The organism is Dyadobacter sandarakinus, assembly GCF_016894445.1.
GTDB lineage: Bacteria > Bacteroidota > Bacteroidia > Cytophagales > Spirosomataceae > Dyadobacter > Dyadobacter sandarakinus.
Genome location: NZ_CP056775.1, coordinates 1,086,049 through 1,102,332 on the forward strand (window position 1 = coordinate 1,086,049; position 16,284 = coordinate 1,102,332).

At 49.3% G+C, this 16,284-nt stretch carries 9 protein-coding genes; 4 read left to right on the forward strand and 5 right to left on the reverse strand.

Annotation, left to right across the window (positions count from 1 at the left end):
* Window positions 1–130: 130 nt before the first annotated feature.
* A complete protein-coding gene (locus HWI92_RS04375; RefSeq protein ID WP_204660952.1) occupies window positions 131–2,758 on the forward strand; it encodes a CBM96 family carbohydrate-binding protein in 2,628 nt (875 codons plus the stop codon).
* Between the two features lie 78 nt (window positions 2,759–2,836).
* Here the strand turns inward: HWI92_RS04375 and HWI92_RS04380 are convergent, their stop codons facing one another.
* Together HWI92_RS04380 and HWI92_RS04385 are read right to left on the reverse strand one after the other, a co-directional pair.
* A complete protein-coding gene (locus HWI92_RS04380; RefSeq protein ID WP_204660953.1) occupies window positions 2,837–6,106 on the reverse strand; it encodes a CBM96 family carbohydrate-binding protein in 3,270 nt (1,089 codons plus the stop codon).
* 337 nt (window positions 6,107–6,443) lie between these two features.
* Window positions 6,444–10,430, reverse strand: coding sequence for an Ig-like domain-containing protein (locus tag HWI92_RS04385; RefSeq protein WP_204660954.1), 3,987 nt, complete (start codon window positions 10,428–10,430; stop codon window positions 6,444–6,446).
* A 746-nt stretch (window positions 10,431–11,176) separates the two neighbouring features.
* Here HWI92_RS04385 and HWI92_RS04390 point away from each other — a divergent pair.
* Window positions 11,177–12,547, forward strand: a complete 1,371-nt coding sequence (locus tag HWI92_RS04390; RefSeq protein ID WP_229248877.1) for a TlpA family protein disulfide reductase — start codon at window positions 11,177–11,179, stop codon at window positions 12,545–12,547.
* Window positions 12,548–12,563: 16 nt separating this feature from the next.
* On the opposite strand, the gene HWI92_RS04395 is transcribed toward HWI92_RS04390, so the two are convergent.
* Entirely contained in the window at window positions 12,564–12,701 is a 138-nt protein-coding gene (locus HWI92_RS04395; RefSeq protein ID WP_204660956.1) for a hypothetical protein, read from the reverse strand.
* Window positions 12,702–12,928: 227 nt separating this feature from the next.
* Between HWI92_RS04395 and HWI92_RS04400 the strand changes: the two genes are divergently transcribed.
* Window positions 12,929–13,363 (forward strand): VOC family protein, encoded by a 435-nt coding sequence (locus HWI92_RS04400; RefSeq protein ID WP_204660957.1) that lies wholly within the window; start codon window positions 12,929–12,931, stop codon window positions 13,361–13,363.
* A 90-nt stretch (window positions 13,364–13,453) separates the two neighbouring features.
* On the opposite strand, the gene HWI92_RS04405 is transcribed toward HWI92_RS04400, so the two are convergent.
* Entirely contained in the window at window positions 13,454–13,831 is a 378-nt protein-coding gene (locus HWI92_RS04405) for a RidA family protein (protein ID WP_204660958.1), read from the reverse strand.
* Between the two features lie 276 nt (window positions 13,832–14,107).
* Window positions 14,108–14,476 carry a response regulator gene (locus HWI92_RS04410; protein ID WP_204660959.1) on the reverse strand — a complete coding sequence of 123 codons (369 nt, stop codon included), beginning with the start codon at window positions 14,474–14,476 and terminating at the stop codon, window positions 14,108–14,110.
* A 453-nt stretch (window positions 14,477–14,929) separates the two neighbouring features.
* Here HWI92_RS04410 and HWI92_RS04415 point away from each other — a divergent pair, with 453 nt between their 5' ends.
* Window positions 14,930–16,276: a sensor histidine kinase gene (locus HWI92_RS04415; RefSeq protein WP_204660960.1), complete on the forward strand. Its 1,347-nt coding sequence runs from the start codon at window positions 14,930–14,932 to the stop codon at window positions 16,274–16,276.
* Window positions 16,277–16,284 lie beyond the last annotated feature (8 nt).

Here is a 16,284-nt window from a genome sequence, read left to right on the forward strand (position 1 = left end):
TTATCCAGCGGCTTTCCTGGTTATCAGTCGACCATTGTATGCTGCGGTAAAATATAATTCCTGTCCAGGCAGTATCCGGTATGATGGATTGACTAGTAGTCATAAAATGTTACTCACAAACAATTCACCTATGAAACGATTTTTGCTTCACTTACAATGTTTACTGCTTTGCCTTGGCTTGTCTGCAAGTCTCTGTGCTCAGCCTGCTATCCAGTGGGAGAAAACCATTGGTACCACGCTTGACGAATTTCCCATTTATAAGATTACCCCAACACCTGATGGCGGCTATATCCTTGCAGCTTCTGCAAGAGCAGGCATAGGCGGAGACAAGTCGGAAGCTTCAAGAGGTTATTATGACTTTTGGATTGTCAAGCTAAAGAAAGACGGTCAGAAAGAATGGGACAAAACGATTGGCGGCAATGGTTTGGACGATCTGAGGGCTCTCCTGGTTACGAACGATGGGGGATACCTTCTTGGAGGAGGTTCATCCTCAGACATCAGTGGTGAAAAAACATCCGGAGTTCTGGGAAATACCGAGGATACCGGAGATTTCTGGATTGTGAAGTTGGATAAAAACGGAAACAAACAATGGGACAAGGCAATAGGCGGTCAGTATACTGACGTAATCACCAGCATGGACAATACGTCTGACGGCGGATACATACTTGGCGGATTTTCGGATTCCGATGCGAGCTTTAACAAGTCTCAGCCGAGCCGGGGGATTGATTACTGGATTGTAAAAATAACGGCGAATGGAGCGATTCAATGGGACAAAACCATCGGGAGCATTTTTACAGACCGGTTGTTTTCGGTCAGACAAACGGCGGATGGTGGATACATACTGGGCGGTAACTCTGAAACCTACACTAAACCCACCGGCGACAAAACCAGTGCCGGGAATGGCGACTTTGATTACTGGATTGTAAAGCTTGACAATGCCGGAAACAAACAATGGGATCGGGTGTTAGGTGGCAATTGGGAAGAGCATTTTGGATCCGTTGAACAAACCTCAGACGGCGGTTATGTTGTTGGAGGTTATTCTTCTTCTGCAATAAGCGGGGATAAAACCGAAGACCGTCCTGCTGACGATTACTGGATTGTAAAACTTTCAGCAGATGGAGCAAAGGAATGGGACAGGGCAAGGGGAGGCGAAAGTGATCTGAGCTGGTGCACGAATGTGATTCAAACCCGTGATGGTAATTACATCGCATTTGGGATCACGCGATCGTCAGCCGGAGGTGACAAATCGGAAGAAAATGAGGGGATCTGGCTGATCAAGTTCAATGCAGCCGGTACTAAAATATGGGACAAAGTTTGGGATGGATTCACCTATGGCAACCTGGTAGAGGCCGCCGACGGAACACTCGCCTTCGTTGGGGAAGTTTTTAACAGCATTGATCAGACCGAACCTTCGCGAGGTGAGGGTGACTACTGGATCGTTAAATTAGCCCCCGAAAAGCCGCCGGTTCCGCAAGCCACCCTCCGCATCAATGCCGGCGGGCCGGACTTTACCACCGCTACCAAGAAGCTTTTCATTGCGGATAAATATTACGCCGGCATCGACCGCACCAGCTCCATCGCCTCGGGTGATATTTTGAACACGAGCAATGATGTACTTTATCGCTCGGGCCGGAGTTCACCTTCTTTCAGCTACAATATTCCGGTACAGATTGGACTGGTAAATGTCACCCTGCACTTTGCCGAGACGTACTTTGGTGCGCCGGGCAAAAAGGGAGGTGCGGGCAGCCGCCAGTTCCACGTCAACATGGAAGGCAGCCGCAAGCTGACCAACTACGACATCTTCGCTCAGGCAGGAGGAGCCCTGCGTGCCAATCAGATTACTTTTCCGGTGATCGTCACAGACGGCGTGCTCAACATCGACTTCCTCACAGGAGCGGCTGACCAGCCCAGGGTTTCCGCCATTGAAATCGAATCGGATAACAATATGGGAGTAGCAACGCTGCTGGAAGATGCATCCGTACGGGGAGGGGTGTATAGTCCGGTGATGTATGGAGCAGACGCTACGCTGAATGTCAAAGACGGCCTTAATGACGCCAATAACAGCCGCGCTTCGTACCTGAAATTCAAGTTACCGGCAGGTGTGCCCGTGGGTTCTGCAAAGCTGCGCGTTTACGGGCACAATCATGAAAACAATAATAACATTTCACTGCATGCCTATGGTGTCGACAATGTTAGTTGGGAGGAACGTAGCATTACGAAACTGAACGCCCCGGCCGCATCTACGCCATCGCTGGGATTTGTGGCTGTCAATGCTGATTACAAGTATTATGAAATTGATGTAACCAGCTATGTTAGTGCGGCGCAGCAATCCGGTAAACCAATTATAAGTTTCGTTCTGAAAGATCCCTACAACCGTAATACCAGGCTGACCTTCAACAGCAGAGAAACAGGCAGCAATCCCGCTCAGCTGGTGATTCAGGCTGTCAACCCCGGTGCACGATTGGGCGGGGGAGCTGTATTCCCGGAAGTAGCGGAAAAGCAGCCATCAACTGTTTTTCCCAATCCGGTAAAAGACGGGTTCACTGTTTCACTTTCGCCGGAACATGCCGGAACAGTTACCTTTGAAATGATCAATGCAGCAGGAAAAGGTCACATCCTTCTGGCGCCGGAAAATGTCAGGCCAGGCGAAAAGGTGCCCCTGAACATTGCCGGACAATCGTTCAGGACAGGCATTTATTTATTGAAAATAAAATCGGATGCATGTACTGAGGTGCTCAAAATGGTTGTAGCCGAGTGACAGGCTAGGTATGTAGAACAATCAATGCAAAAAAGCCGCCTGTCGGGTTTAGACAGGCGGCTGCATCCTCTGCAACGCTTACGGGACGATTACCAGCTTGTGCGATTCTGTGAAAGCATTCGACCATACATGGATCAGGTAAATGCCGGGCTTTACCGGAAGTGTTGTCAGCTCGATCTCGGTTTTGGATCCGGGTTTGGTATCCTTCGGAAGATTAAGCTTCACACTGTTACCGGCCAGGTCTGTGAGCTCGGCCCATATATTGGCATCGTGCCTGCCGGAAACTTCCAGCATGAAGCTCTGCCGGGCCGGGTTAGGGTATACCAGAGTTTTTTGTACGTCAGATTCAGGGGATGGCGTAAAAACCTCCTGACCGGTGCGGGCAGCCGATGCATAAACGGTACTGGTATAGATCAGCAATGCGGGGCGTGGGCTGCCTTCTCTGCTGCTAAATGAAAGCTTTTGGTTTGTACCTTTTACATCCCTGAGCAGGAAAGTGGCTACTCTATCACCGGCCAGTTCAGCACGCACAAAGTCAGTAACGTCGATTTGGTAATAATTGCTGGGACCAATATCCGATAAGATTTTAGTGGAACCAACCGGCACGCCTGATTGGGCTGGGGCATTATTCCAGGTAATTCCTTTTTCCGTCCAGTCATCATTGGATAAGCCGAAAACAGTGAGCGGGACGAAATCCACCTTTCCGGGTTCCACATTTTCACCATTGATGACGATGATGGCTTTGGTAATCTCAGTCAATTCCGCCAGACCAAATTTGAGATACGCATTTCTCGAAATTTCATTACCAGTTCCCGTTTTGACAATCAAAGTCGGATCACTTCCGAAATTGGTATCGGCAAAGATACCATCGTTCACATAAGCATCGGCAATCAGCTGCTGTAATACGGTAGCCAGCCGCTCGACCATGATCACCTCAATCGCTGCAATCCTGGGCATATCAGCTGCCCCGGTTAGGAATTCGATGTTCATAAAATTATCAGTGACGGCCACGGGAATCGTATCCTGAATGGCGCGCATGGCGCCGCCCGCTTCGGCAAAAATATCATAGTTGGTCAGCTTGCGCTCACCTTCGATATCGACATGAAAACGCCGCTTGCCGACGCCCGCCGGCCCTCTTCCAGGCGCTCCGAACCATGTTTCTGCAAAATGCAGCACGACATTGTAATGACCATTCCGGACAGGTATGTTATAATTGAACCGGGGCGAGCAGCGGCCTGTGCGGTAAAGGTCGTCGTCCGTGGTATTGGCAATATCACCCTGCGGTTCGGTACTGACACGATCAACGCCGCTGAAATAAGCATCAGCCTTGAAGTTGCGTCCGTTGGAAGCGCTGAAATAAGGTCCGCCCGCATTGATCCTGAATGTCCCGGAAGCAATACTTTCAGTGACCGTGATGGAAACAGACGCTTCTTTGGATAACGCAGGAGGACCATTGGTCGTGGCTTTTACAGAAAAATTGTATACGCCCGGCAGGTTCGGAATCCATTCGACAATTCCGGTTACAGGATCGATGAAGGCACCGAAAGGGGCATTGACGAGCGAGTAGGTCACAGTTTGGCCGGGATCCGCGCTTGCGAAAACCTGGAATCCCCCATCCTGGCCAGTTTTAACCATCCGATTTCCAATATTTCTAATTTCCAATCTGGCAGTTGCCGGCCGTGCATTCAGGTTTACGTTCAAAACAGCCCGCGCATACCCGGGAGCCACAGCGACAACAAATGTTTGTTGCTCATATCCCCAGTCGATTTCAGCCTCGTTCAGTCCGAATGAAAGCTGACCAGCTGCGGGAGGCGGCAAGGCAAGCCACTGCCCGGAGCGACCTGTTGAGAAGCGAACATTCGGAGTGCCTGCACTGGGCGAGAGTGTAACGGTTTGCGGAGGAGCAATCGGAGCGCCCTGGATTGTTTCGAAGTAGAGCGAATCAGCTGAAAATGCGAGCTTATTACCATTTTCCGAAGTGCATTTTACAACCCAGTAACCTGATTTTGATCTTTCACCCAGGTTACTCGTCAGTTTGTCCCCGTCATATAATCCATGAGTCGTATAGCCGGCAAGCAGGTACCCGCCATCGGCAGCCGTACAAATGCCGGCCAGACCATCGTCTTCCGATGTGCCGATCGTCTTATCCCATATCTTTGCACCAGAGGCGGATAGTTTGACCAGCCAGAAATCGTTGCTTCCTTTGTTGGCTGTGGTTTTGTCTCCGCTCCTGCCCGATATCGAAGTTCCGCCGAGGATGTAGCCACCATCAGGCGTGGCCAAGAGGGATGTCATCTTATCATTTCCGCTGCCACCAATGGTTTGATCCCATTCCTGGGTACCGTTAGCCGAAACTTTTACAACCCAATAATCGCCAGTACCGTTATATTCACGACCAACGGTATTTTCAGATTTTTCACCAGATTGGTCTGAGTTGGACGAGCCGCCCAGCAGGTAGCCGCCATCCGGGGCGATCACCAGGGAGGTGCATTCATCATTGCGGTTTCCTCCAAACGTTTTATCCCATTCCCTTGCTCCGGAAGCAGAAATTTTGACGAGCCAGTAGTCAAGATTCCCTCTGGCAGGTTCGGTTTTGTCCCCACCGACGATCGAGGCCGACGACCCGGCGAGTATGTACCCGCCGTCACTGGTTTGTTTTACCGAGGCCAGGTTTTCTGTCTGCGGACCTCCATAAGCGTTGTCCCACTGGATGGTTCCGTCGGCGGTAATTTTGACAACCCAGTAGTCGTTACCGCCTTTGTTCCGCTGCGACTTGTTGCCACCGATACTGGATGGGGAGTTGCCGCCCAGTATGTAGCCTCCGTCAGCGGTCTGGGCCATGGAAGTAAGTTCATCGTTTACCGTTCCCCCGTAACTCTTGTCCCACTGTATAGTTCCGTCGGCACTTAGTTTAACGATCCAGTAGTCGCCTCTTTTACTTAGTTCGGTAGCGAAGTCATTGGTAGTTTTATTGCCGCCTGCATTGGACTTCGATTTTCCACCTACCAGGTATCCTCCGTCAGAAGTAGCGATTACACTGGCAACATCATCTGTTCTGTTGCTGCCAAGGGTCCGGTCCCATTGTTTGGTGCCGTCAGCCGCAATTTTGACGATCCAATAATCGCCTTGTCCTATTGCTGGTTCGGTTTGATCTACGGATCCGGTGGTAGAGCCAGCCAGAATATACCCACCGTCGGGTGTGGCTTGCGCTGCCCGAATACTACCTGAACCATAACATTGGTCCCATTCAATGCCCGGCTGGGCATGCAGCAGGGCGCCGGGGCCTAAAAACAACAGAAAAAAGTACAGCACAGTACTTTGAAACGCTTGTAGAGCATGTATTTTCATAAACGGGAAATAAAGATATCAGGTAGATTTTTGATTGTTTCACTGGTAAGTATTAGACATAATGGAAGGGCAGATACTGCCGGCAGCAAGAATAATTTTTAATCCTGGCAGACTTGATCCTGCGTTGCGGCCAAAGTGAATGGAAAAATGACCAAGGAATTGTGCACTGACCAAATACATCAACCCACAAGTAAGCAATGCTGGTCACTGATACCGGCCATGATATATTGCTTTTTAACAGATCATTTTCAAATGTAAACCTGCGCCAGTCCGGGATAAAACGCAAAAAAGGAACGTAGTACACGTTCCTTTTTTACAGATACTGCAATTCAGTACATCACTCCATGATGAATTTGGATTGCTCGATACCGGTGGCAGTATGCGCTTTGATAATGTAAATACCCGGTTTCATAGCCCTGGTAATCGGCAGCTCCACAGAAGTGCCTCCCTGCGCGTCAGTGTTCACTGTTTTCGCCTGATACAGCTGTCCGTAGCGATCATGCATGGTGATCGTTACGGGCTCACGGCCAGCAAAGTCACTCAGGTCGATGGAGATCTTTTCGCGGTTCTGGATTGGATTGGGATAAATTTTAAGCCCGGGTACTTTCGCTGTTGTCTGACCGGCTATCCTCGTATTAACCTGCTCTTCGGTATCTGCAGGCGGTCCGCTGATCGCGGAAGAATCGTCTTCGTAGGAAATACCTATGCCGGACAGCTCGACGGATACCACCTGATCATTTTTCTTTTTCTTGCCGACAGCTTCCAGCTTTGCCTTTTTCTCCCCCTTGGATGTGGGGAAAAAAGCAATGTTAAAAGTCACCGAACTGTTCTTCCGGATTTTCACGGGTTTGTTGGGGTTAACACCCGGGTCACCAAACATTTTGAATTCGCCGGCATCTGCCCCGGTGATACCGAGTCCCTTTAAAACCAAGTTACCCCGGCCGGTGTTGGAGATCGTCACGGTGTGCAGCGCTACTTCAGAGTAATCACGTACGCCGTCATCATATTGATCATCTTTTTTACCCTTACCCTTACCTTTGCCACGACTATCATCTTCCGCTTTACCCAGGCCGGCACTCTGAGACGTACCGCCGGCGAAGTTAACCGTAGAACCGGTGGTGGTGAGCGTACCGGCAGTCGCTGTGACTCCAACTACTTCCACTGCCGAGATTTTACTTGGAAAAGCAGTAGCAAATCCTTCGGTATCCGATAAGCTGCTCACCTGCAGCAAGGTAATCTGGGAAGTTTTATCGGGTATGTTATTCCAGTTGAACTCAATCACGTACAAGTTTCCTGTTTTCACATCTTCCACAATATCCAGCGGATTAATGAAACCGGACATACCCACCAATCCGTTGGTGCCGGCACCGGTGTAGGATTTTTTAATATCGTAAAGGTTATCGGCACTGCCTTTTACCAGCGACCCTGGTTCCAAAACAATGATATCACCCCCGCCGCTGAAACGGCACACCAGTAATTTGCCCTTCAATGCGCCGTTGAATGCATTGCTCTTGTACTCAATTACACCATTGGGCGACCGGTTTAGTTCAAAGTCAAAGGCTGCACCCCGGTAATTGGCGTCAGCGGTTACGGTAGCAGGATATTCAATATTGTCTTTGCTTCCGCGGTTGGAAACGTATTCTCCGCGGAAAGGATTGGGGTGGCCATAGTAGCCATTCGGCTTGATACGGAACAGCCAGTCATTCTGGACCTGCACCCCGGAAGTAGCCGGGATGGCCGGACCATTGTACAGGGTGCCATCCAACCGACGGGTTCCTGGCACGGAAGCCGGTGTGTTACCCCCGGCCGCAGAACCGTTAGCCGGCGCATACAACTGACCATTGGAGTGCCATACCAGGTCGTAAGCATTCCGGATGCCGGAAGCGTAGATTTTAAGCGGGGCATTCGTAGCATACGGGTTGTAAGTATTATCGGAAAGACGCAGCTGGTCGGCACCGGCCTGATTGATCAGCGCCTGGTTCGTCGTGGTTTTCACATCCAGTGTGGTACCATTCAGTTTTGTCAGATCCAGACGCAGGACTGAGCTGGAAAGCAGGCTCTCGGTACGCTGCCAGGAACCATCATAGGCACCCATGGAACTGTTGCTGCCCAGATTGAAATATAAAGCTTTATCAGGACCGAAGGCCAAACTGTTCACGAGGTGATCTTTGGTCGAGCGGGGCAGATTGGTTACCAGGAGCTGCTCGGTAGCCAGACCTGCTCCCGTCAGTTTAGATACCTTACCGTCAAACTCAGGCGCACCTTTCAGGCCGGAGGAGCAATGAGAAACGTAGGCGATCAGGTTGGTGGCAGTAGAGGCAGGATCAAAGACCAATCCGATTGCCGAACGTGCCCCGTATTTGGTCATCAGGGTCGCAATGGACTGCGGATTGCTGAGTGTTCCGGCCGGCCGGGTAATGGTGTACCTTTCAATCACACCATCCAGCCGTAAGGCATAAAGCTTGTCGTCCGGACCAATCACCAAAGAAGAATAGGCTTTATGCTGGGTCTCGGCAATGGTCACTTTGGTAAATTCAACCGATAAAGGATCCGTTGATTCAATGGCGTCACCCGTAGTAAATGTAGCCGTATAAGGTAGAAATGAAGCTTTACTGTACGATTTCACCCCATCTGTCACTACAAACTTGTACGTTGTATTAGCTTCCAGCGCAAATGTCGGCGAAAAGCTGATCGCATCGCCGCCACCGGTTCCCTGCACCACGCCCTGGATCTGGGTGGTCGTGTTGCCGACTACCTTTAACAGTTTTACCGTGCTGCTTGTAATTGTGCTGTTGTCTACGCCGCCGGTATATCCGTCTACTTCCGGCACATAAATGTTATTGGCTGCAATGCTGGCCGTGTTGACGCTCACATTGGTAGCGGCATTTACCGGCGTGGAAGAAACTACGTAGGGGTGGGGGGCACTTACTTTTACCTGTACAACAAAGCTTCCGCCGCTGAAACCGGGAGCCACAGCTTTGACCGTGGCTTTATACGTGCCTACCGGCAACTTTTCGGCAGCAGCATAATTGAAAGTCACATTGGGCTCCGTGCCATCATGGGTGGCATTGAAGCTCAGCCAGCCGCTCCCGCCTGCATCGTATACTGCCGATAATGTATATTGAACGTTTTTGTCGCCCGAATTACCGAGTTCCAGGGAAAAGGTCTTGTTGACGGTAGATGCGCCTTTCTCAATGGTCAGCTGCTGCTCATTCACAGACCAGTAGGCATAAGGCCCACTCGCAACCGGTACAATGCGGACAGAGTTGATTTTCGTATTAAAACCACCGTCCGCATCAATGGTCAGGTTACCATCCGAAACCATAACCCGCACAGTCGCTGACTGGACGCGGGAGGCAGTGTTTACCGGTCCGGTAGGCACGAAGTTACTGATCGCCTCGGCGCCCTCTACATTCAGGCTATGGCTTTCGGGAAAAGGATAAACATTGGCGTCGCCTGCTGAAACCGTTACATCGTAGAAGCCGACAGGTACTTCCATTTCCCAGTAACCTTCTGCTTTGGTACCGTTAAAGTCGCCCACAATATCATCAGACTGCATATGTATCAGCGTGCCTTGCACTACGTTGGCCGCCCAGTTCCGGTTGCGACCATTGCCGGGCGTGTCGCCACCGATAGCCATGTTCAGCAAGCTGCCGTCCAGGCGCTTTTTCCAGCCGTAGCGAAGGTTTTTTCCCTGGTAAGTCTCCGTTCTAAAACCGAAAGCCTGCCCATAATCCCGCACCCAGCCTGCGGGAGGAACTGTGGCCGGATCCTGAAAATTGACCTGAACCGTCTGCGGACTGACAACCTTGAAAGTGATGGAGCTGGATGTTCCGGCTGTACCTGCGCCTTTCGCCTCCGAGTAGGGCGTGGCTTTTAAGGTGTAACTTCCTGCGTCCGGTGTCCAGTCAAGGCCATCCCCGAACAGATCGTAGGGACCCTGCGACTCAATTTGTGTCCGGGTTAGTGTACCGCTCAGATTGAATATGACACTTCCGACAGTACCAGGGTTGGTATTGGCCCTGATGTTAAGATTTTTGGTGGGCAAGGTAGCTAAATTGAGTGTGCTGCCGTTGGTAAGTGTCTGAATGGTTTCCTTTGTGGCGGAGTTAATTAAAGTAAAGCTCGTGATCTGCTCGCCGGCACGAAGATGACGCAGGCGGGTTGTGGATACATGCTTTTCGCTGGCAGCTTTGCTGACATCCGGACCCGGACTGGAAGCTTGTCCGTGACTGCTGATGAGCAAACTGCTGATCAGCATGACCCACCATTTAAAAGGTGATGGCTTTCCTTGTTTTCGCAGGGCAGTAAACATTCTTTTCATGATTCAATCAGTTTAAGGTGTATGAGATTTGAGGCTGTAACTGGCGTTAAGCAAATGTAAGTTTATGCAAGGGTAAATGATCGGAAGTGCAGTGTAGCGTATTAGTTTAATATCTGAAATCAGCGGACTGACCTCATTTGCGGTCGAATTATGATACCTGCCTCGTATACCTGGCCCAGGATGTGCAGTGTAGTAGGAGAGGGCTGTAATTTAGATTTTTCCTTCCAGATCGTTGTTGCTTATCGTGTAAAATTTTGGTTATTGTTGTAATAAAAAAGATGTTATGACAACCAACCAGGCCTGTTTTTCCAAATTTGCTGTTGCAAAAAGTTTGGGGCTTGTGCTAAGTGTGGGAAGCTGAACAAGGCCTTGCCCGTAGTGCCGGACTGTTTTTCAGGTATTTTCACCATTTTTATAATTATACCCGTAATATATCATCACTTTTCCTGGTATTTCCAGCTACTTATTGGCAGTATTTTATTGAAACTGTTCCGATAATAATCGTACCAGTCGAAAAAAATAGAAGGCATTTAACTCCACAAAACAGATCCGGGCGGCGTAAATAAATATAAGCTAATTTTTACTTTAAATAAAGCCGGATGCGCGATTGTTTTTATTGTTTCCTGCTCTTTTCTGCAATGCTTACCGGATTAACAAGTTGTAAAAATAAGCTGGAAAAATCTGCTAGAATATTTATTCATTTTCCGGAGGCAGCCGGAGATACAGTGATCATTGGAAGCACAAATATGATCAGTCTGGAAGGGACCGAACTGGCGAAAGTGCGGTTGGATAGTGCAGGAAAAGGAGTGCTGGAAGTAGAGGTGAACGAGCCTGTCTTTACCTATATTAACAATGGCAAAAACATGGCCGCAAGCCTGTTGATCGCACCGGGCGATGACTGTGAGATCCTCGCTGCGGAGCCCGGTGCAGGGTTTCCCCTGCATTTTGCGGGCGATGGAGCAGCCGTCAATCAGGCACTCAATGAATGTCAGCAATTAAGGTCTGCGTTTGACAAATGGAATGGGACTTATTCTTTCCAGCTGGAAGGCAATGTTTTTCTGCAGGCAAGAGATTCATTGCAGAAAAGTTATGATCAATTAATCGGCAAATTGAAAGTCAGTAATGACGTGACTGCCGAAAAGCTGGATCTGCTGAAACGTCATGCTGCTATGCACATAATCTTTTATCAATATAATTTTGCCCTAGGAAAAGATTCATCAGAAATTCCGCAGTCGGTATGGCACGTAGTCAATCAATTTCCGGTGGATACCATTGCGCTGAAAGCCGGGATATTTGACTATGGTATGATTGCTTCTTTTTATTACAATAATAAAATCAATAATGCTATTTATGAAGAGAATAATGGATTGGACGAAGATACATTGCAGGCAAACTTTCCATTATTGGTAGAAGAAAAGATCAAAGCGGCACATTATCCGAAAATCATTGAAAATTTTCTTCGTGTAAAAAGTGCGCATATTCAGATTGGATGGAGTGGTCTTACACCCGAACTTCGCAAACTCACCAAAAAACTCGAACAGGAAATTTCTTCCGCGGGTGCTAAAAGTGTGATCCGCGAAGATGTAGCACGCTGGGAAAAACTAGGTCCGGGCAAACCCGCTCCGGACTTCTCGGGTATGACCCCCGACAGCAAGCGGCTGGCGCTGTCCGACCTGCGTGGGAAAGTGGTGTATGTCGACGTTTGGGCAACATGGTGCGGGCCTTGTGTGGGCGCCTTCCCTGATTCCAGGAAATTACAGGCAAAGTTTAAAGGCAACAACCGCATCGCATTTTTGTACGTGTCGATAGACCGCGATACGCTGGCCTGGCAAAAAATGGTGGTCAGCGGCAAAGTGCCTGCTGGTCACCATATGCTCAATGGTCCCGATGAGGCTGGGTCTGTCTGGAATCTTTACCACCTCCGGGGCGTTCCGCACTACCTCCTCATCGACGATCTTGGCCGCATGGTAGCCACGCATGCGCCGCATCCATCGGCCAGCCATACCGCGGAAGAACTGCAAAGCCTGTTGGCAGCAGCAGTCGCCAGGTCCGAAAACCAGCCTCGTATGCGGAGGATTAAGGGAATGCCGGCGACGGCAAAAAATTCAGCATGGTGATGTCATTTTCACAAGGCTAGCGAAGTGGCTCCCAATCTCCTTTTGTAAAAAATACATTGCCAAATTTGGGTGAGTCGAAAACCAGATAAAAGCTCCACGTTTCCCGGTACGTCGTGGGATTGTCCATGAGGATGTGGTGGGTCGGTGCAGGCATTTTAAGGATGATGATTTTGGAAACGTAAGGCGCAGTGAAAGGATCGTTGGCAGCCTGTCCGACAAACTCATTTTGGCAATATCTCCCCCCTAATTTGTCGCATTCACACAGGTTCACTTGCCCGACTAAACTTCACCTTTGTATGGTGACATCCCTGTTGCCACCGGCACCAGCAGAAATGCACTCATCCGTTTAAACCGAAGACCTAAAATAACGTAAAGGAAATTATGAGAACAATCAATCCGTGGATCAACTTCAATGGAAATGCAGAAGAAGCATTTACTTTCTACAAATTGGTTTTTGGCGGGGATTTTACGAAAATCGTACGCTTCAGGGAGCTGGCAAGCGACGATTTTCCGATACCGGAAGATGAAGCCGACAAAATCATGACCATTGTTTTGCCTATCGGAAAACACAATGTGCTGGTGGCCAATGATGTCCCGGCATTTATGGGAAGCGTGAATGAAAATGAAAACAGATCTAAAATTGCAATCAGTGCTGAAAGCCGGGAAGAAGCGGACCAACTTTTTAGCGGATTGTCGGCTGGCGGAAGCATTGAAGGACCCATGGGCGACAGTCCCTGGGGCACGTACGCCGGTATGTTTCGGGACAAATATGGCATCGAGTGGATCGTGGAATTCGACCCGAACTTCGGCGCGTAAATTTCACAGCGCTGAAATGCGGCGGCAGCTCCTACGCTGACCGGCCACCTGTTACAGCATAAAAAAAGCGCCTCAGGCGCTTTTTTTATGCTAGCTCGCTGGGAGTTCGAGATTGGTCATCGTGGTCAGCTCCACCCGTGCCTGCTTTGGCAAACCGGCTACGGCAATGCATGTGCGGGTCGGAAAACGATCACTAAAATAGGTCTGGTACACTGCGTTCAGCTCGTCGAAATACCGCATATCGGTGAGGTATACGGTAACACTGACAATGTGACTAAAAGTCAGACTGTGCTCATTCAGTATGGCTTCAATGTTTGCAAAAACCTGCCTCACCTCGTCCTGAAAGGATGTGCTCACCAGCTGTCCGCCTGCCGAGCCTATCTGACCCGAAATAAACAGGAATCCGTTGGAGACCAATGCTTTTGAAATCGGTACTGCCGGTGCAGCTGCATTTTCAATTGTACTCATCTGATAAAATTGTTATTGATTTGGTTGCATCTCCGCGCCAAGTTATGCCCTTTATGCGAAAGATTGCACCGGATATTGCTTAAACCGGAGGATTGATAACCGGAATGCCCCTACAAATAAGTAATCGTACAGGCTGGTTTGGTCAATGCGTTTGTATTTTAAAATATGTACCGCGTAACAGCTGTGTGACCTCCGCCAACTTACCCGAAGGTGATCAACAGAGACGGGCAGGAAGAAAAGCAGGATCACCCAACATGTATACAACCCGGCTCGACTTCACGAATTCACAAGCAGCGGCTTGATTTCATCAACCAATGCCTGGATCGACCCCGTCTTTTTTATAAAAGTATTGACGCCCATCTGCTCATATTTCATATGCACATGGTCCGGGAGGAAGCTGGAATAAATAATGATCGTGGGATTGTCAAATTCTTTCAGTCTTGCCAGGTGTTTGAGGCATTGATCGCTATCTACCCTGGGCAGATTCAAATCCAGGAAAACATAGCTGGGCGTAATGGCAGATGCCTGATCGAAATAGGCAACCGCGGATTCGCAATCAGGAAAAAAGTTGCAGCTCAGGTCTGGATCCAGTTCCAGCAGGGCAATGCTCAGAATCTCCTGATCATCCAGGTCATCATCTATCATAACAAATATTCGTTTATCTCCCATGTCTCCCGGTTTTCAGTGCCCGTTCAGGCATAAAATGCATGCCAGGTCGGACCAGCCGCTCAGCACTCCGAGCCGGTCACGAATGCCAGATTCACAGTCCCTCCTGCATCATTCACAATCGTGCCCGGAAACATGCGTTAAATCAGTTCTTTTGTTGCTGTAAAACCTGGCAATATGAGAAACTGGATCTTATTATCCATGGCGGCCTTAACCGGCTTTTCTTCCGTTCATGCCCAAATTAAGTGGGATGCATATTCCCACAGTTTTCTTAAAAATCCTGGCGGGACATCAGCGCTAGGTTTACTTGTTGCTGTTAAAAAAGAAAATAATTCTTTCTGGAAAGTACATGATCAAAGCAGGCATTTTAGGGAACTCCTGAACGATCGGCAATTCCGGCGACAGCGACCTGAGGAAATCATCGCCCGTACTGTGTTTGATACTGCAAGCGTACAGTTTTTCCTGCCGGGCGTGAATGCGGGGAACGCGAATGCATACCAGTTCAGGGTTACAACGTATCCCGGCAACAAAGTGCTGGTTCCTTGGAAAACAATTCATTCTTTTACCAGCCCAACCCAGATGCGGCAATCCGGCCTGCCGCAAATGGCCTACCTGGGAGGATACTGCACCGCGCTGGGTACTATGCTGATTATGGATGTCAAACATGTAAAAAGTGACAGGATCATTGCAACCGCACTGGTGGCCCGGGAGGTAATAAGGCCCGAAATCATTAGTATTTACACTTCCGAAACACTCGATGCATTTCTTCAGCACTTACAAGCGCCCTGGATGCCTGACAAACAAGCCGCCAGTAATTTCCGCACAGGATTTACCATGCCTTCCAGCAATACCAACCTGGTTTTTGCAATGCAGGATGGTGAATTTAACAGAAAGCAGATCCAGTATAAGCTAAGCCGGAATGGACAGCTGTATACCAACTGGCGGGACAATGACTATGATAATTCCTTCATCTGGCTGAAAAACTTCCGTCCCGGAGACTACGTCATCAGCATCCGGTACACTGCCCAGCCGCAGCATGTTACCGAATATTCCTTCCATATCACACCGCTGTGGTATGAGACGGTATATTTCCGGGTGCTCACCGGTTTTCTGGCAATCATCCTGGCGGGTTTGCTAGTGTTGGCTGCCTGGCAGCGACGTAAAATCGAGCAGGGCGAAATGAATAGATCCCGTTTATCGCTTGAATTAAAGTCCATCTATGCTCAGCTAAATCCACATTTTGTATTCAATGCACTCAGTTCTATTCAGGGGCTGATCAATAAGGAGGATATCCGGGGAGCAAATACCTACCTGACCGACTTCGCGCAATTGACCCGCGATTCACTGGTTCACAGCCAGAAAGACGAAGTGGCGCTCTGCGAGGAGATCCGGACTCTGGACACTTATCTCAAATTAGAGAAGCTGCGCTTCGGTTTTCATTACCAGGTCAGGGTGGCACCTGATGTCGATATCTATGACACGGAAATTCCGGCATTGCTGCTTCAACCTTTGGTGGAGAATGCGGTAAAGCATGGCGTGGCTGCGCTCAGGGACAAAGGAATGATTGAACTGTCCATAATCCGGTCAGGATTTGCAATGATCGTGATCCTGACTGATAACGGAAAAGGGATGTTTCAGGAAAACCCGGCAGGCGGATTAGGTTTAAAGCTGACCAGAGACCGGATCAGGCTGCTGAACCAATTGCATCCTCGACCGGCTCATTTCCCTGCATATCGGCAATGCACTTCCGGCTGGTGCGCTAGTTTCGCTCACTTTTAATCACTGGT